Source organism: Pseudomonas sp. 34 E 7, from assembly GCF_900005715.1.
GTDB classification, from domain to species: Bacteria; Pseudomonadota; Gammaproteobacteria; order Pseudomonadales; family Pseudomonadaceae; genus Aquipseudomonas; species Aquipseudomonas orientalis_A.
In genome coordinates, this window is record NZ_CVTX01000130.1 from 1 (window position 1) to 13,516 (window position 13,516).

Sequence of the window (13,516 nt, forward strand, 5' to 3'; positions counted from 1 at the left end):
TGCTGTCAAGCGGTAATTTTCAGAAGTTTTCGAAGATTTCTTCAACAACTTCAACCACTTGCGCTTGCGATCTCTCGTAAGCGGGAGGCGAATTCTACAGAATCCACCAAGGGCGTCAAGCGCCTAAACCAAAAAAATGGAGATTTCCTTCCAGTTCGCCGTCCCTCTATATAGAAGAACAAACCAGACGTATCAAAAAGCGGTAGTTTCCGGCCCCATGAGCTGAATACCTCCCCTCTTTTCGGGAGAGATGATGGCCAGGCAAGGGAGCGAAGGTCTTGTGTATGGCGAACGCCAATAACATGAAGCGCAGAAGATGGTGTCCCAGGGCCGGTTCGAACGGCCAACCTTCCCCTTAGGAGGGTCAATTTAGACCCAACAGGTACAGCCACAAGCCCATGATTACTGGGCCTTTTAGTCCCATTGAGTCCGTGAATATCGAGCGGTATAGTGCTTTTTGCTGCCACCCTGCTGTCACGGTCGAACCCTTGAAAACCAAAATCACTCAGAAGCTTATTGGCAGCCTAGCCGCCGAGGCGAAAGCATACCGCGTGCATGACACCGCGCAACCCGGTTTCTTTATTCGCGTACTGCCCAGCGGTCATAAGTCCTACATGGTCACGTGGGGCCGAAACAAGAACGCCACCCTTGGGCGTGTCGGCGTGCTTACTCTTGACCTAGCCCGAACCGAGGCCGCCCAGTACTTAGCCGATGCCCACGCCCACGGCGAGCCCCTGGCCATCGCCCAGGGCCGTAAGGGGTCAGCCCTGCCCTCACTGCGCGATTTCATCGACGACACCTATATGCCGTGGTTTAAGGCTCATCACAAAGGCCACGAGAAGACGCAGCACACCCTCAGCAATAACTTCGACCCAATCATGTCCCAGCGCCTGGACGCGATCACCGGACGAGACCTGGAGCAGATCCGCACCGGATGGATGCAGGCCGGCAACAAGGCCTCGACGGTGAATCGAAAAATGGGCTCGATCAGTGGTGTTTTCAGTCGTGCCGTTGAGTGGGAGTACATCGACACACACCCGCTTGCCAAGCTGAAACAGCTCAAAGTCGATTCAAAGGGGGTGATTCGCTACCTGGCTGCCGACGAGACCAAGCGCCTACATGAGGCCTTGGACGCTCGACAGGATGAAATGAGGGTCGAGCGTGAGAGTGCGAACACTTGGCGGACAGACCGCAACAAAGAGCCGATGCCAAGCCTCCTGCAACTGCCCTTCACCGATCACCTGAAGCCAATGGTGTTGATATCGTTGAATACCGGCATGAGGCGCGGAGAGCTGTTCGACTTGGAATGGTCAGCGGTGAACTTCAACACGAAGACAATCACAGTCGCCGGGGCCACCACCAAAACAAGCGATACGCGCCACATCCCGATGAACAAGGAGACTATTGGTGTGCTGGAAGCCTGGAAGAAGCAGGTGAGCAAGTCGACGTATGTCTTCCCAGGTCAGGGCGGCGGTCGATTTGAGGACATCAAAAGCGCCTGGCTCAAGTTGCTTGAGCGGGCGCAGATCGACGGATTCCGCTGGCACGATATGCGTCACGACTTTGCGTCACGCCTGGTAATGGCCGGCGTACCGCTCAACACGGTACGGGATCTACTGGGGCACGCCGATATCAAAATGACGCTGCGCTACGCGCACTTGGCGCCAGGCACCAAGGCCGCCGCGGTAGAGCTGATTTAGAGAGGCGGCTCAAAGGGCACGATGGTGCGGCTTTCTTTGTTTTCCTCAACGTGAGCCAGCAAATCAGGCCACCAAATTCGGACGCTATGCTTGTCAATGTATCCAACCCCTGGAACATCCCAAAACTGAGCGTTTTCTTCGATGCCATCGGTTAGAAAGACTTTGGACGCTTTAATCGTTTCCCAAATCCGCTGCTCCTCGTAAGTAATCAGAGAAGGAAGGTGGGTGCATAGGTGGATAAAGCGCTCACTTTCATCTGTCGACCATATTTCGCTCACTGCGCTCAGCAGAGACATAGGCCATGGCTCGCCCGCCGATACGACCGGGGCGTCTAAATCAAAAGCGATTTCCTCGATCGCAGCTTCCACCACGCCGGTGATGGACTGTCGTCGAATGCGAGAGATGAGCTCGATCATCAGCTTAACCTTGGGGTCGAGACGTAAAGTCAAGGTCTCTGTCTTCCGTGCGCCCTGGTTGGGCTTGTTCTTAGCCATCTCATCTGCACTCATCAATTTACGCATAAATCGAATCGTACCTTTTGCGTCCGCCGAAGTCCATGCGTTCACAATCAGCTTATGATTGCAGTTGACTACATGCAAATACCGCAATAGGATTCTCACATTGCCCAATCACTCTCGATGGGCATTTGGAGAATCCTATGGAACAAGCACCTCAAAAAATGGCGCCGCTGTCGTTGAGCGTCGAGGAATCTGCCCGAATCTTGGGCATCTCTCGCTCCGCCACATACGAGCTTATCGCCCAAGGCGAAATCAAGACTTTCAAGATCGGGCGCCGGCGCCTGGCTTTGGCATCCGAGCTGAAGGCGTTCGTCGAGCGCGCAGCAAAGGTCGGCGCACGGTGAAGTGCGAAAAGAATAAGGAGTGGGGATTGCGCAGGACTGCGCGGGAGATTGCCAAGGCGGTGCTAGAACACCGCCTTAGCGAAAACACACTGGATAGCACCAACGTGAAGGGCAAACTATGACACGCCATTCTTCAACTGAGCAAGACCGCAAGATGATGGAGGCCCTGCGAAACGGGCCGGTATCGACCATCGAGGCCGCAAAGGACCTGGATATTGTCCAGCCACCAAACACCATTCGCCGACTCAGGAAAAAGGGTCACGAAATCCGCACCTACTGGACGCATCAGTCCACTGAGCCAGGCCGGCCGCCACACCGCGTTGCCAAGTACATCCTGATGCGCGAAGCGTCGTAATCCGGAGACCACAAAGGACGCCGCTAAATTGCGGCGTCCTTTGTGCCTGCCTGCGAGCTGCTGGCGGGCTTCGGCCCGTTGTTTATCCAGCCGAATTACGCGGAGGTCGATTCAGTGGAATGCCTAGCCACAAAACTACTTAGCCGCGGTGACGCGGTGAGCATTGAGCTTGGGCAGCTCGTCATTCAACCGGCGAGCGGCAAGCCTGTACCGCCTGAGTGGATGAACGCCAATGCGCGGGAGATCTGCCGATCGGTATTGGTTGCGGCAGGCATTGACGCCTACGAGTACGTGGGACACCGCACTGGTCACTACGGGAAGCGCAGAGCTGCAGGTTTGACTCTAATTTTCGCATCGGTGATCACAGGTGAACCCGCATACGCCATCTTCAACGTGGACCTGGCTAGAAAGCGGACCACGGCGGGCGGCAAGGCCGGTGATCCTCTTCCTGCTGGCGAGTTCCGTGTGGGTGAGCGGAGCCACTTCTACAAGTTCTGGCTGGCCATGGGTTTGCAGATGCCAGATCGGATGCAGCGGTTCCACAAATGCATGGGCAAGCTATCCAGTTTCTTGCTGGCGGGCAGCGTAACCAATGAGCGCCTTGACGTGCAGTCAATCCGACACGTGACCATCGATGCTGATCAAGCGCGGTCGGCGATTTTAGGGCACAAGGAGGGCACAAGGAGGGCACAACTCCAGGGCACAAGGAACCTGCTACAGAGCACGATCTACAAGGGTTTCAGCCGAATTCAACTACGTGCGTTGAAAACCACGGAAACAAGGTAATAAGGGAGGACGGTAACAAGGTACGTCCTCACTCCCCCATACACACACCTAAGCCACCACAGGACCAGAGTGTTGATGAGTGGTTGGAGGCATACAGCTCGACCTGACCACCTTGCTGAGAATTCACCCGCCGCCCACAAATGAAAAAGGGCACCACCCTGTTTCGGGGTAGTGCCCTCGATGCTGCAAAGGTTTCGTTGCTTACCTGCCCTACTCCAACATCACCGCGCGGTATTGCTGATCGCCGCCCAGGTCATCCGAGCCGAACAGAGCCTGATTGACGGCCTTCCTACTCTCAAGCAGAAGGTCATGCTCATCATGACTGCCAATGTCCGCCGCAACCCACTCAGGGAGCTCCTGACGCCGCCGCATCTCACTTAGGTGCGTCCACCACCGGGTAGCGTGGCGACGCTCTGCCAGGATGAGTTCAACCACTAAGGTTCGTTGATTGTCGGTGAAGATAGGCAGGCGTAAGACGCTAGAGTCTTCCGCCTCCATGCCTACCGAGCCCTCTCCGTCAAATTCGGACTTATCTTGGCCTTTAAGAGTGTTACTGGTACTTTGGTAAAGTTGCATGACGTGTGCCTCTAAGCTTCGTCGTGTGATCGCCAGGCCGCTGTTGACGCAGCGGCTTGGCACCTCTTTTGAGATGGCCCAAATCAGGACCATCGATTCAATCGGCTACGGCTTAAGCCGATCGACATACGGGATTTCCCCGTATCTACTGCTTACTCTTCTCGCTGATCCAGCCTGCCGCCCAACTCAAGGGGTCTTTCGACTCCATCGGCTCAAGTGGCTTCCCATCGCGTGCCGCCTGCTTGCCTTCCTGCTCCGTCTCTGTGTGAATCCACACCGTGGTGTTCTTGTAGCCCCCTGCTTTCTGACGCTCCTTGAATGCTCGCTGGCGCAACGTGTTCGGGCTTTCGGGTTTGTCTGCCATCTGAATTCCTCATTACCGGTAACGTGAATCATACCGTCACGGCATTACCGGTAACGCAATGGGGTGTGCAAAATAATTGCATCCCCCAAATCTGGGGTATCTGCACGGCCGAGATAACACGGGTTCGCGTGGCCTCTACTGAAATCCCGGTAGTTTTGCGAGGGAGTCGTAAAAGGGTTCCGCTCCCACAATCAACACCAGCTAGGAAATTCAGCGCTATTGCTAATACACAGGAAGGCAAGCGAGTATCGATGCAGAAAAATCGCCAAGACGGAAAGGGAATTGAACATGACGAGGCTTTTGGAAAAACGGTTCGGCGAACTTGAGGTGCAACTCGAAGCTATCGAGGCGACCAAGCGGATGGAGCAAGGCGCTCTGAGCGGATCCCCATACCCGCACATTAACGCCGACCTAATTCTCAACTGGACTGTCAAAGCGAAGTCGCTTTTATCAAATGCGTGTGGCGAAAAATCGTATCATTTGTCCGCTTTCGTCGAAGCAGAGAGGCCGCGCCCCTACTCAAACAATTTCGAAACGCTTCAGCGCGTTAAGGCCGTCTTTCTGGCAGCCAAAGAAGATTATGAAGGTGGCTACCTCAACAGCGTTCGCAACCTGGTGCAGGCAGAAGTGTTCACCAGCGAACTGGAGCAAGCCGAGGAGCTGCTCAAATCTGGGTATGCAACAGCTGCAGCGGTCATTGCAGGAGTTGTGCTTGAGACGACCCTGCGCGATCTATGTACAGCGCACGGGATAGAGCACGGCAGCCTCAACAAAATGAATGACGATCTGGCTAGAGCGAACGCTTACAACGCCACTCAGAAAAAACGAATCACGGCCTTGGCAGGAACTCGCAACAGCGCGGCTCATGGCAAGCCGGAAGAATTTACGGCTGCAGAGGTGAAGGGGATGATTGACGACGTTGAGAGATTCTTGGCTATGGCCCTGCAATGAGCTCTCGGACGGCATGGGCGTTATAATCTCAGCTGCCTGATCACCTGGCGCGGATCGGCGCCGGCGGATATTGCTGAGATAGCGTCCTTGGTCAACTGGTCCAGGGCCTGCTGTTCGAACGCCTCGGCCATAGGTGCAGCCTTGCGCACGATCAGCAGCGCCAGTTCGGGCGGGAATGTGGTCTTGGATGGGTCGGGCAGGTAATCGCAATCGATGACTGACATAGGGGCTCCGGAGATGTCCTGACTTCTCAGGGTATCTCGACGCCGTGCCAGGTGAAAACCCTACATACACGCGAAAAGGCAGTGAATTATCTCACTGTGTGACGATTTGGTCTCACTGGGACATCGAAAATTTCGCGAATTGCCTTGAAAGCCATTTGCCATCCTCATACCGTGGCTCGAGTCAGGGACGCCCCTGTCGCAAATTGATGAGTCAGACCAAACGGTCCGACTCGGACGAAATGGACTGTCTCAAACAGAGCAACAATTTAGCAGCGTAATCTGAACGCTTTATCGATATCGCCTGGAGGGCAAATGAAAGGACTCTTTCCACAATATGACCAAAACAACTCGGCTGACTATGCTGACATTTGGAAACATGCAATTTTTGTTTTTGACACTAACGTTCTCCTTAACCTGTACAGATACCAAACCAGTACATGCGAAGAACTCTTAACTGTCCTAGCGCAGTTATCCGAACGCATTTGGATACCACACCACGTAGCACTAGAATTTCAACGTAACCGCTTAAAAGTTATTGCTGGCCAAGGAAAGCGATTTTCTGAAATCCGAAATATCATTGACCTATCAAAAACAACTCTTTCGAAAGAGATTGAAAAACTTAGACTGCACAAAAGGCACGCATTGATCAATCCAGATCCTCTTATAAATGGATTTGAAACACTTACTGAAAACTTTTTAAGCGAACTGAATAAATTACAGCAAGCGCAACAAACCCTTACATCTCCAGACCCACTGAAAGAACGAATTGAAACATTATTCAATGAAAAAGTCGGAGCTGCATACACATCCCAACAAGACATTGACAACTTAAACAAAGAAGCAGAGAACAGGTATAAACTGAAAATCCCTCCTGGCTATAAAGATGAAGGAAAGGACAAAGACGGACCTGACGATTTCATACATGAAGGAATAATATATAAGAGAAAATATGGCGATTATATCGTCTGGAGCCAAATTTTAAAAAAAGCAGAAACTTATGCATCCAAAAAGCTAATCTTTGTAACTGACGACTCCAAAGAAGACTGGTGGTCGCAGATTGATTTCGAAGGAATCAAAACAACTGGTCCTCGCCCAGAGCTAATTGATGAAGCAATAAGAATCGGAAAGCTCGAGTCATTTTTAATGTATAAACCTGAAGGATTCTTACAGTATGCAAAAGAATTCCTAAAAGTAAAAATTTCCGAAGATGCTTTAAACGAAGTAAGAGAGGTCTCTTCAGAAAACAAAGCTTTTCTCGCACGAAGGCTGCGCATTCTTGAAAGCAAAAAAGACGTATCCGTAATCATTCAAAACTGGTTAACAAATAGACATAGCATCCTAGAGATACACGACGATGGCTTTTTTGACGCCATAGGAATAGATAATCACGAGCGCAACGCTTATGATATAAGATTCACAAGTAGCATAGACTCAGAAAGGGTGGAGAAAATTATAAACCAATCTCTCCGCATGCGAGACGCCTCAAACTTTACCAAGATTTCAATTTTATTCGTAACCGACTCAGCAGAAGAGGCTGAAATCCTATTAAGCACGATAAAATCAATAAAGGCAGATATCAACACCAATAAAATAAATATAATAGTCTCCTTCTACGAACCTCCATCTGACAAAATTCAAATATTCATTGAGGCGCCGCTCAAAGACCTCGTTGTAAATACCTCTTCAGATTTAGAACCCGGTGCGACACCGCCCCTGTAGCGATTGCCGACAAACTCTTCAGTTAGGGCAAAGACCGCATTTCAGTATATTCTGCAAAAATGCGGTCTTTGTTTAAATTTTGGTGCTAAACCCTGAGTCGCCTCTACGTGTAAAAATCCGCGTATGATTTAGCAATCAACACGGTCAGGCCCCCTCAGATCGGAGATATTCTCTGACTCCAGGTCAAACTACCAATTCTGGTAATTTCGATTGTTTCGAGACAGTCGGGATGTTCTGTCTCGGCTCAGATAATCGGTTTGATCAACGAGGAAGTAGAAAGTCCGGCATGGTCTCCGGTTGCTGATTGAAGATATGGGATACAAATTTTTCCCGAAACGCCGCCTCCAAAGCGGCGGAAAAGCTCTTAACGTTTGCAGTAATCTGTTCCCTCCGCAAGAAGCCTCTCCAGTGCAGTCGATCGTCACTCGGCGACTCCCAACCCAGCAACTGAACTAAAGCCTTATGAGCGAACTGTATACCTTCTTTCCCTGCAACAAATCGCAGGTGAATATGGGTGTCGGTATGCTCCTCTTGCGACTCTAAATTCCAAGCGGTAATCAGCGATTGGACTTCACCATCTACGTCTTTGCGGCGGTTGCCGTCACGATCGGTGAAAACCACGTCGTCAATTGTCATCATCCATTGCTCCGTGCTGCCGTCCTCGGTCTGCACCGTATTGACTAGCTTGTCTTTGCGGAATCGAAGATGCAAGCCAACACCGACGCCAAACCTATACGCAACATCGCCAGCTAGAACACCGAGAAGATTTTCCCGCATGGCCGAACTAAGCGTGATGTTGAAATTCGTTTTGGCCTTCGTCATATGGCGCACTTCGAATAGCATCCAGACGCTATGGAATTTCCAAGCAACCAACAAAGGCATCGCCATCAGATCTGCATAGTTCTGCAAACGTTTTAGGTAGTCGGGCGTGAAAGAAAGGACATTGGCCTTTTTCGACTTCACTTCAATCAGGATGGGAGATTGGTTGGCCTGAGTCGAGAACCTGGCTATAAGATCAGGCACCTGATATTCCTGCTTTGAGGCGACCGGCACCTGCTGCTGGTCAAGTTTGTGCATTAGCTGGCATTTTCCCAGCCATGCGCAGACTACTGAGAACTCGTCCTCTGCCGGCAGACCAATATCGAGGCGTCGGACCCCTTCGGCGACAGACGCAGCGTCTGCATCCCACCCCAGTTCTGCCACCACATCCTGAATTAGTCTGGCCCCATCCACTGGCATTGGTTTCTTATCGTCTATCGGCATCGCATCGTGCTCAGTAATAGAAAATGAAAAGATAATAGCTGCAGGTGAGATAACAATTCGGACTTTTCGGCGAGGTATACCACTGCATTCCACTGCTTCGCAACCGACCTGACAGCAGGCTGGAACAGGTGTTGCGATGACAGGAACACCCGATTGAACTGACTAGGATTGCTCGGTAGTTACGCCGCGGCATCAGATATCCGTGCCACGTTTTCACATCTCGCAAAACGTGGCGCGGATACCTGAGATACCAAAATGGTAGGTCAGCCCTCCCTGCTCCATCCTCAATCTGAGTTCGGACTGAGCTGAAATCCCAGCCCTGTATCACTTTGCCTACCCTCGATTTACTGCAACAAAAACACCCTCTCCAATCCCGTCAAAATCAACTATTTCAGTCCCATTCAATCCCGTTATGTGTAGCACATTAGGTTTACCTAAAAAGCACTGGATAAATGATCAGATCATGCCTAATGTGAGTTTTTGAGCCACTCAAAAACCATTCGAGGCAGCACCTATGAACACAGCTAAGCCCGCCCGAGGACGCCAGCACAAACCAACTCGCTCCGAAGTTGCTGCCGCCTGGGGCCGCCTTCGCGAAGCCGCAGCAGACGGAAGCGTTCAAGCATCCGCCCTGCTGATAGCGCTCGCTGAAAACAAACCGGTCATCGCTATGGAATCGCCCACCGCATGACTGATCGCGATAAAGCCGGCAAATGGAAGCCGGGGCAGTCAGGTAATCCCGGTGGTCGCTCTGGCCAAACGCAGGAGCTGCGCGCCCGGCTCGCAGAAGGTGCGGACGCCGTGACAAAAAAGGTTCTGACAGCAGCCAAGAAGGGCGATATGCAGGCTTGCCGACTGATCCTTGAACGCCTGGTGCCGCCAATCAAGCCAACTGCCGAGACAGTGTGCTTCGAGCTCGACGATACCGACCTACCCAGCGCAGCCAAATCAATCCTACGCGCAGTTGCCGCCGGCGAGCTACCGCCCGACCAGGGCAAAGCATTAATCGAAGGGCTGGGCGCTGTTGCCCGGGTTATCGAAGTTGCAGAGCTACAGAAGGCCGTCGAAGAACTCCGCGAACAGATGGAGGGAATGCGGCAATGAGCATTAAGTGGATGCGGGCCGAGCTCAAGCGAATTGCAGAGAAGATCGGCACCGAAGACGAAGAGACAGTGCTCGTTATGTTGACGGTGGTGGACTGCAGGGTTGACGCGGTTGAGGAGGAGATGGACTACCCCAAGACAGTAGGCCATTCGTTCAACTATCCCGTCCTGGGCGTACAGACGGTGATGCACTTCCCACTCTGCACCATGAACAGCTATGACGCGGCCAATCTAGCAGAGGCGTTCATTCTCCACGTCCGCGCAATTGAAAGCCTCCGCCGTCCCGCTCCAGTAGGTGTGATGGATATGCGGCCATTCCCAAGCGCTAGCGCTTGGATCTTCCCGCCATTGGCTGATGGGCAAGACATCAAAGACCACGTCGCAGAACAGTACCAACTGATCATCGAGGCCCGCCATGAACATCCGTAGCCAGGTGGCCAAGCTGCGTCAGCAATCCGGGCTCACTCAATTCAATCGTGACGTGCGAGAGATCAGCGCCCTTATGGATGAGTTGCACCTAGCAGCAGCCGGCGGTGGCACCCGACAAAACGTTTCCCTACTCGAGATCCTGAGCGAAGCCTCAGACCAAAACCGGCCGAACCACGGCCAAACAATCAAAAGGTAACTCAATGAAAATCGGCAAACGATCCGTCCTCAAAGTTGGCTTGGCCAACCTCCATTACTCCGAATACGAGCACTCCCAGGTAGAGGCAAGAACCTTCAATATTCAGCGCCCCGATGGCACCAAAGGAACCTGGCAGGCCGGTGGCTTGCTGAAGTCGGTTCGCCATTTGCAGGGCTTGTCGCTAGAGGCGTTCAAGGACCTCGGAGAAGAAATCCTCTCGATTCGCGAGAACAAGGACCTCAACGCCGCTGCCATTGAGCGCAAGGGCAAAGAACAGATTGATGGAATCATCCCCGCCCTGATGCCTGCGATGGAGAAGGCGGCAAAAGATATGCTCACGTTGGCCCAAACAGTGGCCAGCGGCTTTGCAGCGGTCACGCCACGCGCTAGCTCGGACGTTGTTGGTTTCCTGGCCGACCAGGAGCTACGAGCCATTGTGCGTAGCCTCAAGCCGGAAGAGCGCCAGCGATTAGTCGCTGAAGCGCGCGCAGGCAGTCACCCTGATGTTGTAGAGGCGGTGCTAAGGGCAAACCCAATGCTCTCCGGACTATCACCAGAGGCGGCTGACAGTCTTTCGCGCGCAGGTATTGCCGCGTCCCGCGCCGAAGACATTGAAGGGCTCAAGCAGATGCTAGCGATCTACGATGACGTGCTGGCCACCGCCTCCAATGCCGGTGTCGCACTGAGCGGTATGGTCGCCAATTCGAATGGGTACACCGGTCGGTTCGAGAAGTGGAGGTCGGGCTGCGAAGGCTCCGAGGCGCTTCGGGAATGGCTGGCGAAAATGCCCACTCGCAGCTCCGCGAAAGCGTCTCCTGATCAATCCGAAGCGGGCTAACTACCCATTCGCCTTGGGCTTCCAACCCCTTCGCCCAATCCATAGGAGGCCGCATGGCCGCTACAGCAATCGAATACGCCCCGCTCACCACCATCAAACTGTACGGGCAGCTACGGCAGTTCGGTAAGTCCTACCAGTTCTCCGTCCGAACGCCGGCCGAGGCCATCAAAGCACTGTCAGTGCAGATCCCTGGGTTTGAAAGGTTTCTGTCTAACGCGAAGTCTCGCGGGCTTGTATTCGCGGTCTTTCGAGGCAAGAAAAATATCGGTGAGGGCGAGCTTGGGTTTCAAGGCAAAGGCGACATCATCATTGCCCCTGTAATCGTAGGCAGCAAACGCTCGGGAGTTCTGCAAACCGTCATCGGCGCCGTGCTGATCGCAGCGTCATTCTTCACGTTCTGGGCGCCTCCAGTATCAGCCGGCCTGTTTGCATCTGGCGTGGGCATGGTCGCAGGCGGCGTCATTCAAATGCTCAGCCCCCAGGCTGGCGGCCTGAAGACCAGCGCCGCTCCAGAAAATACGCCTGGCTACGCCTTCGGCAGCGCGAAGAACACCACGGCATCCGGAAACCCGGTACCGCTGTGTTACGGCAAGCGGCGGGTAGGAGGCGCGATCATCAGTGCCGCGATCTACGCCGAAGACCAGATGTAGGCCAAAACGCCCTACGCCTTGGGCGGCACTAATAACACCGCGGCCAGCGGCGAGCCAATACCAATCTGCATCGGTAAGCGCCGCTGGGGGGGGATGATAATCTCGACTCTGATCCACACTAAGGATCAAGCTTGAAAACCTCATCTATGTTCAGGAGGCGGTACCAAAAATCACCTTTTCCGCAACAAACCTAACGATCGGCAAATATTCCTCGATGATACTTTCAGAGTCTGTTAATGGTATGTGGCAGTCTTCACGCTTGTAACGATCTGTTGAGTGGACAATTGCGTTTCTGACTTGCTTGAGAACTTTTGCCGTATTCGCCAACGCATGCGACTTATTAATAACAGCGTCCTTCTGCCCAAACAAAGTACGTGATTTCGTGTAGACTTTGTCGCCACACTTCTCCTCAAAAGTTGTTATAAACTCGACTAAATCCTCTTCAGAAATATATCGCGCAAGCACGTTACGAAGCATTTCCGTCTCATCATTACGCGAATCATGCCCTCGAATTGCAGATATAACCTTATCTAGATTATTCCGAGTTGCGCGAAATTTGGTCTCATTCAGTATAGATGCCAAGCGATCATGAACCACCAGCTCTGAGACCTTAAGGAATTGATATTCCAAAACATGATAAAACGCTAGGAAACTTTGACTCGGAAAAGGACTCGCTTTAGCAAGCTTGTAATAATTTACAACAGTCTCATCATAATCCGCCTCCGACAGGCACTCGTCATCGACCACATCCCCCCAGAATATCGAGCGATTTCGCTTCTTCTTAGGCTTCCAGACCACCATGCAATCATTTTGCTCAACGGCGAGTTTGAAAAGTGCTCGCTCAATGACTCGTAGCGCTACAGCGCTCAAGCTTGGCTGTATCTTTCTACCTTTTGCAGAATAAGTAACTGTTTGAGGCATAAACAACAGCTGCTTCACCGTACGCCGCTTTATTCTGCTCGCAAGTCGACGTTTAATCCTTATCTCAAAAAACCTCTCATATTCTTTTGAGATAAAAAAGGCCACAGCAAATATTGAAGAGCAATCACCAACAGTAACGGTATTTTGCCCCTTATCCTTCAGTGTATACGACTCATTATATAAGCCAGCAGTAGCTAGACGCGAAACTTGCATCTCCACAGAATTATTTAAAACCAGCAGCCTAGACTCAGAATCGTAGTTAACACTTCGCGCAGTAACAAATGCCTTATAACTGGCCTCCCACTCATCACTCACGGTGACTACAGTTACAAAGCCATCCTCAGCGGTGACCGTGATACTACTGCCTTCAAATTCGCAATTTAATCCTAGTTCCACAAAACGATTTTTAACCACTTCGACGAACGTCATGCCAGCTCCCTGATTACAAAAACAAGCGTTTTCCAAATACCCACGCAACGCAAACGATAGCCAAACGCCATACTTATACGAGAAAAACGCTGGTTAGATACGTATTTTTTTGCGTATGCCTATCCAGATACAGGCTTATTTTGCCTTTTT

17 protein-coding genes are annotated in these 13,516 nt (G+C 52.1%); 11 read left to right on the forward strand and 6 right to left on the reverse strand.

What is annotated here, in order from left to right:
* The first annotated feature begins 488 nt into the window (after positions 1-488).
* On the forward strand, positions 489-1,700 hold the full coding sequence (locus tag BFP96_RS11310) for a site-specific integrase (RefSeq protein WP_065936202.1): 1,212 nt from the start codon (positions 489-491) through the stop codon (positions 1,698-1,700).
* On the opposite strand, the gene BFP96_RS11315 is transcribed toward BFP96_RS11310, so the two are convergent.
* Positions 1,697-2,221 carry a hypothetical protein gene (locus tag BFP96_RS11315; protein ID WP_065936200.1) on the reverse strand — a complete coding sequence of 175 codons (525 nt, stop codon included), beginning with the start codon at positions 2,219-2,221 and terminating at the stop codon, positions 1,697-1,699. The two genes, BFP96_RS11310 and BFP96_RS11315, sit on opposite strands and share 4 nt — an antisense overlap.
* A 137-nt stretch (positions 2,222-2,358) precedes the next feature.
* On the opposite strand from BFP96_RS11315, the gene BFP96_RS11320 reads away from it, so the two are divergent.
* The 3 genes from BFP96_RS11320 to BFP96_RS11330 all read left to right on the forward strand — a co-directional run bounded on the left by BFP96_RS11320 (position 2,359) and on the right by BFP96_RS11330 (position 3,703).
* Positions 2,359-2,562, forward strand: a complete 204-nt coding sequence (locus tag BFP96_RS11320; protein ID WP_065936199.1) for a helix-turn-helix domain-containing protein — start codon at positions 2,359-2,361, stop codon at positions 2,560-2,562.
* Between the two features lie 118 nt (positions 2,563-2,680).
* Positions 2,681-2,917 (forward strand): helix-turn-helix domain-containing protein, encoded by a 237-nt coding sequence (locus BFP96_RS11325; protein ID WP_026067396.1) that lies wholly within the window; start codon positions 2,681-2,683, stop codon positions 2,915-2,917.
* A 42-nt stretch (positions 2,918-2,959) separates the two neighbouring features.
* Positions 2,960-3,703, forward strand: coding sequence for a hypothetical protein (locus tag BFP96_RS11330; protein WP_256548930.1), 744 nt, complete (start codon positions 2,960-2,962; stop codon positions 3,701-3,703).
* Positions 3,704-3,913: 210 nt separating this feature from the next.
* Here BFP96_RS11330 and BFP96_RS31235 read toward each other — a convergent pair whose 3' ends face one another.
* Positions 3,914-4,279, reverse strand: a complete 366-nt coding sequence (locus BFP96_RS31235; RefSeq protein ID WP_256548929.1) for a hypothetical protein — start codon at positions 4,277-4,279, stop codon at positions 3,914-3,916.
* Positions 4,280-4,424: 145 nt separating this feature from the next.
* Positions 4,425-4,643, reverse strand: a complete 219-nt coding sequence (locus tag BFP96_RS11340) for a hypothetical protein (RefSeq protein WP_065936198.1) — start codon at positions 4,641-4,643, stop codon at positions 4,425-4,427.
* A 288-nt stretch (positions 4,644-4,931) separates the two neighbouring features.
* Between BFP96_RS11340 and BFP96_RS11345 the strand changes: the two genes are divergently transcribed.
* The gene (locus BFP96_RS11345; protein WP_065936197.1) at positions 4,932-5,594 is read left to right on the forward strand and encodes a DUF4145 domain-containing protein; all 663 of its coding nucleotides are present in this window, start codon (positions 4,932-4,934) and stop codon (positions 5,592-5,594) included.
* A 20-nt stretch (positions 5,595-5,614) separates the two neighbouring features.
* Here the strand turns inward: BFP96_RS11345 and BFP96_RS11350 are convergent, their stop codons facing one another.
* The gene (locus tag BFP96_RS11350; RefSeq protein WP_065936196.1) at positions 5,615-5,818 is read right to left on the reverse strand and encodes a hypothetical protein; all 204 of its coding nucleotides are present in this window, start codon (positions 5,816-5,818) and stop codon (positions 5,615-5,617) included.
* 312 nt (positions 5,819-6,130) lie between these two features.
* Between BFP96_RS11350 and BFP96_RS11355 the strand changes: the two genes are divergently transcribed.
* Complete coding sequence (locus tag BFP96_RS11355) at positions 6,131-7,537, forward strand: PIN-like domain-containing protein (protein WP_065936195.1); 1,407 nt, start codon at positions 6,131-6,133, stop codon at positions 7,535-7,537.
* Positions 7,538-7,798: 261 nt separating this feature from the next.
* On the opposite strand, the gene BFP96_RS11360 is transcribed toward BFP96_RS11355, so the two are convergent.
* On the reverse strand, positions 7,799-8,800 hold the full coding sequence (locus BFP96_RS11360; protein ID WP_065936194.1) for a restriction endonuclease: 1,002 nt from the start codon (positions 8,798-8,800) through the stop codon (positions 7,799-7,801).
* 687 nt (positions 8,801-9,487) lie between these two features.
* On the opposite strand from BFP96_RS11360, the gene BFP96_RS11365 reads away from it, so the two are divergent.
* From BFP96_RS11365 to BFP96_RS11385, 5 genes are read left to right on the forward strand one after another with little or no spacing between them, the layout of a single operon-like run.
* A complete protein-coding gene (locus BFP96_RS11365) occupies positions 9,488-9,904 on the forward strand; it encodes a DUF5681 domain-containing protein (RefSeq protein WP_017138405.1) in 417 nt (138 codons plus the stop codon).
* Entirely contained in the window at positions 9,901-10,332 is a 432-nt protein-coding gene (locus BFP96_RS11370; RefSeq protein WP_065936193.1) for a hypothetical protein, read from the forward strand. The genes BFP96_RS11365 and BFP96_RS11370 overlap by 4 nt, the downstream gene beginning before the upstream one ends.
* Positions 10,319-10,528 (forward strand): hypothetical protein, encoded by a 210-nt coding sequence (locus BFP96_RS11375; protein ID WP_139113388.1) that lies wholly within the window; start codon positions 10,319-10,321, stop codon positions 10,526-10,528. The genes BFP96_RS11370 and BFP96_RS11375 overlap by 14 nt, the downstream gene beginning before the upstream one ends.
* A gap of 4 nt (positions 10,529-10,532) precedes the next feature.
* Positions 10,533-11,366 (forward strand): hypothetical protein, encoded by an 834-nt coding sequence (locus BFP96_RS11380; RefSeq protein ID WP_065936192.1) that lies wholly within the window; start codon positions 10,533-10,535, stop codon positions 11,364-11,366.
* A 53-nt stretch (positions 11,367-11,419) separates the two neighbouring features.
* Complete coding sequence (locus BFP96_RS11385; RefSeq protein ID WP_065936191.1) at positions 11,420-12,016, forward strand: tail assembly protein; 597 nt, start codon at positions 11,420-11,422, stop codon at positions 12,014-12,016.
* Positions 12,017-12,166: 150 nt separating this feature from the next.
* Here the strand turns inward: BFP96_RS11385 and BFP96_RS11390 are convergent, their stop codons facing one another.
* Positions 12,167-13,366 (reverse strand): hypothetical protein, encoded by a 1,200-nt coding sequence (locus tag BFP96_RS11390; protein WP_065936190.1) that lies wholly within the window; start codon positions 13,364-13,366, stop codon positions 12,167-12,169.
* Between the last annotated feature and the right edge of the window lie 150 nt (positions 13,367-13,516).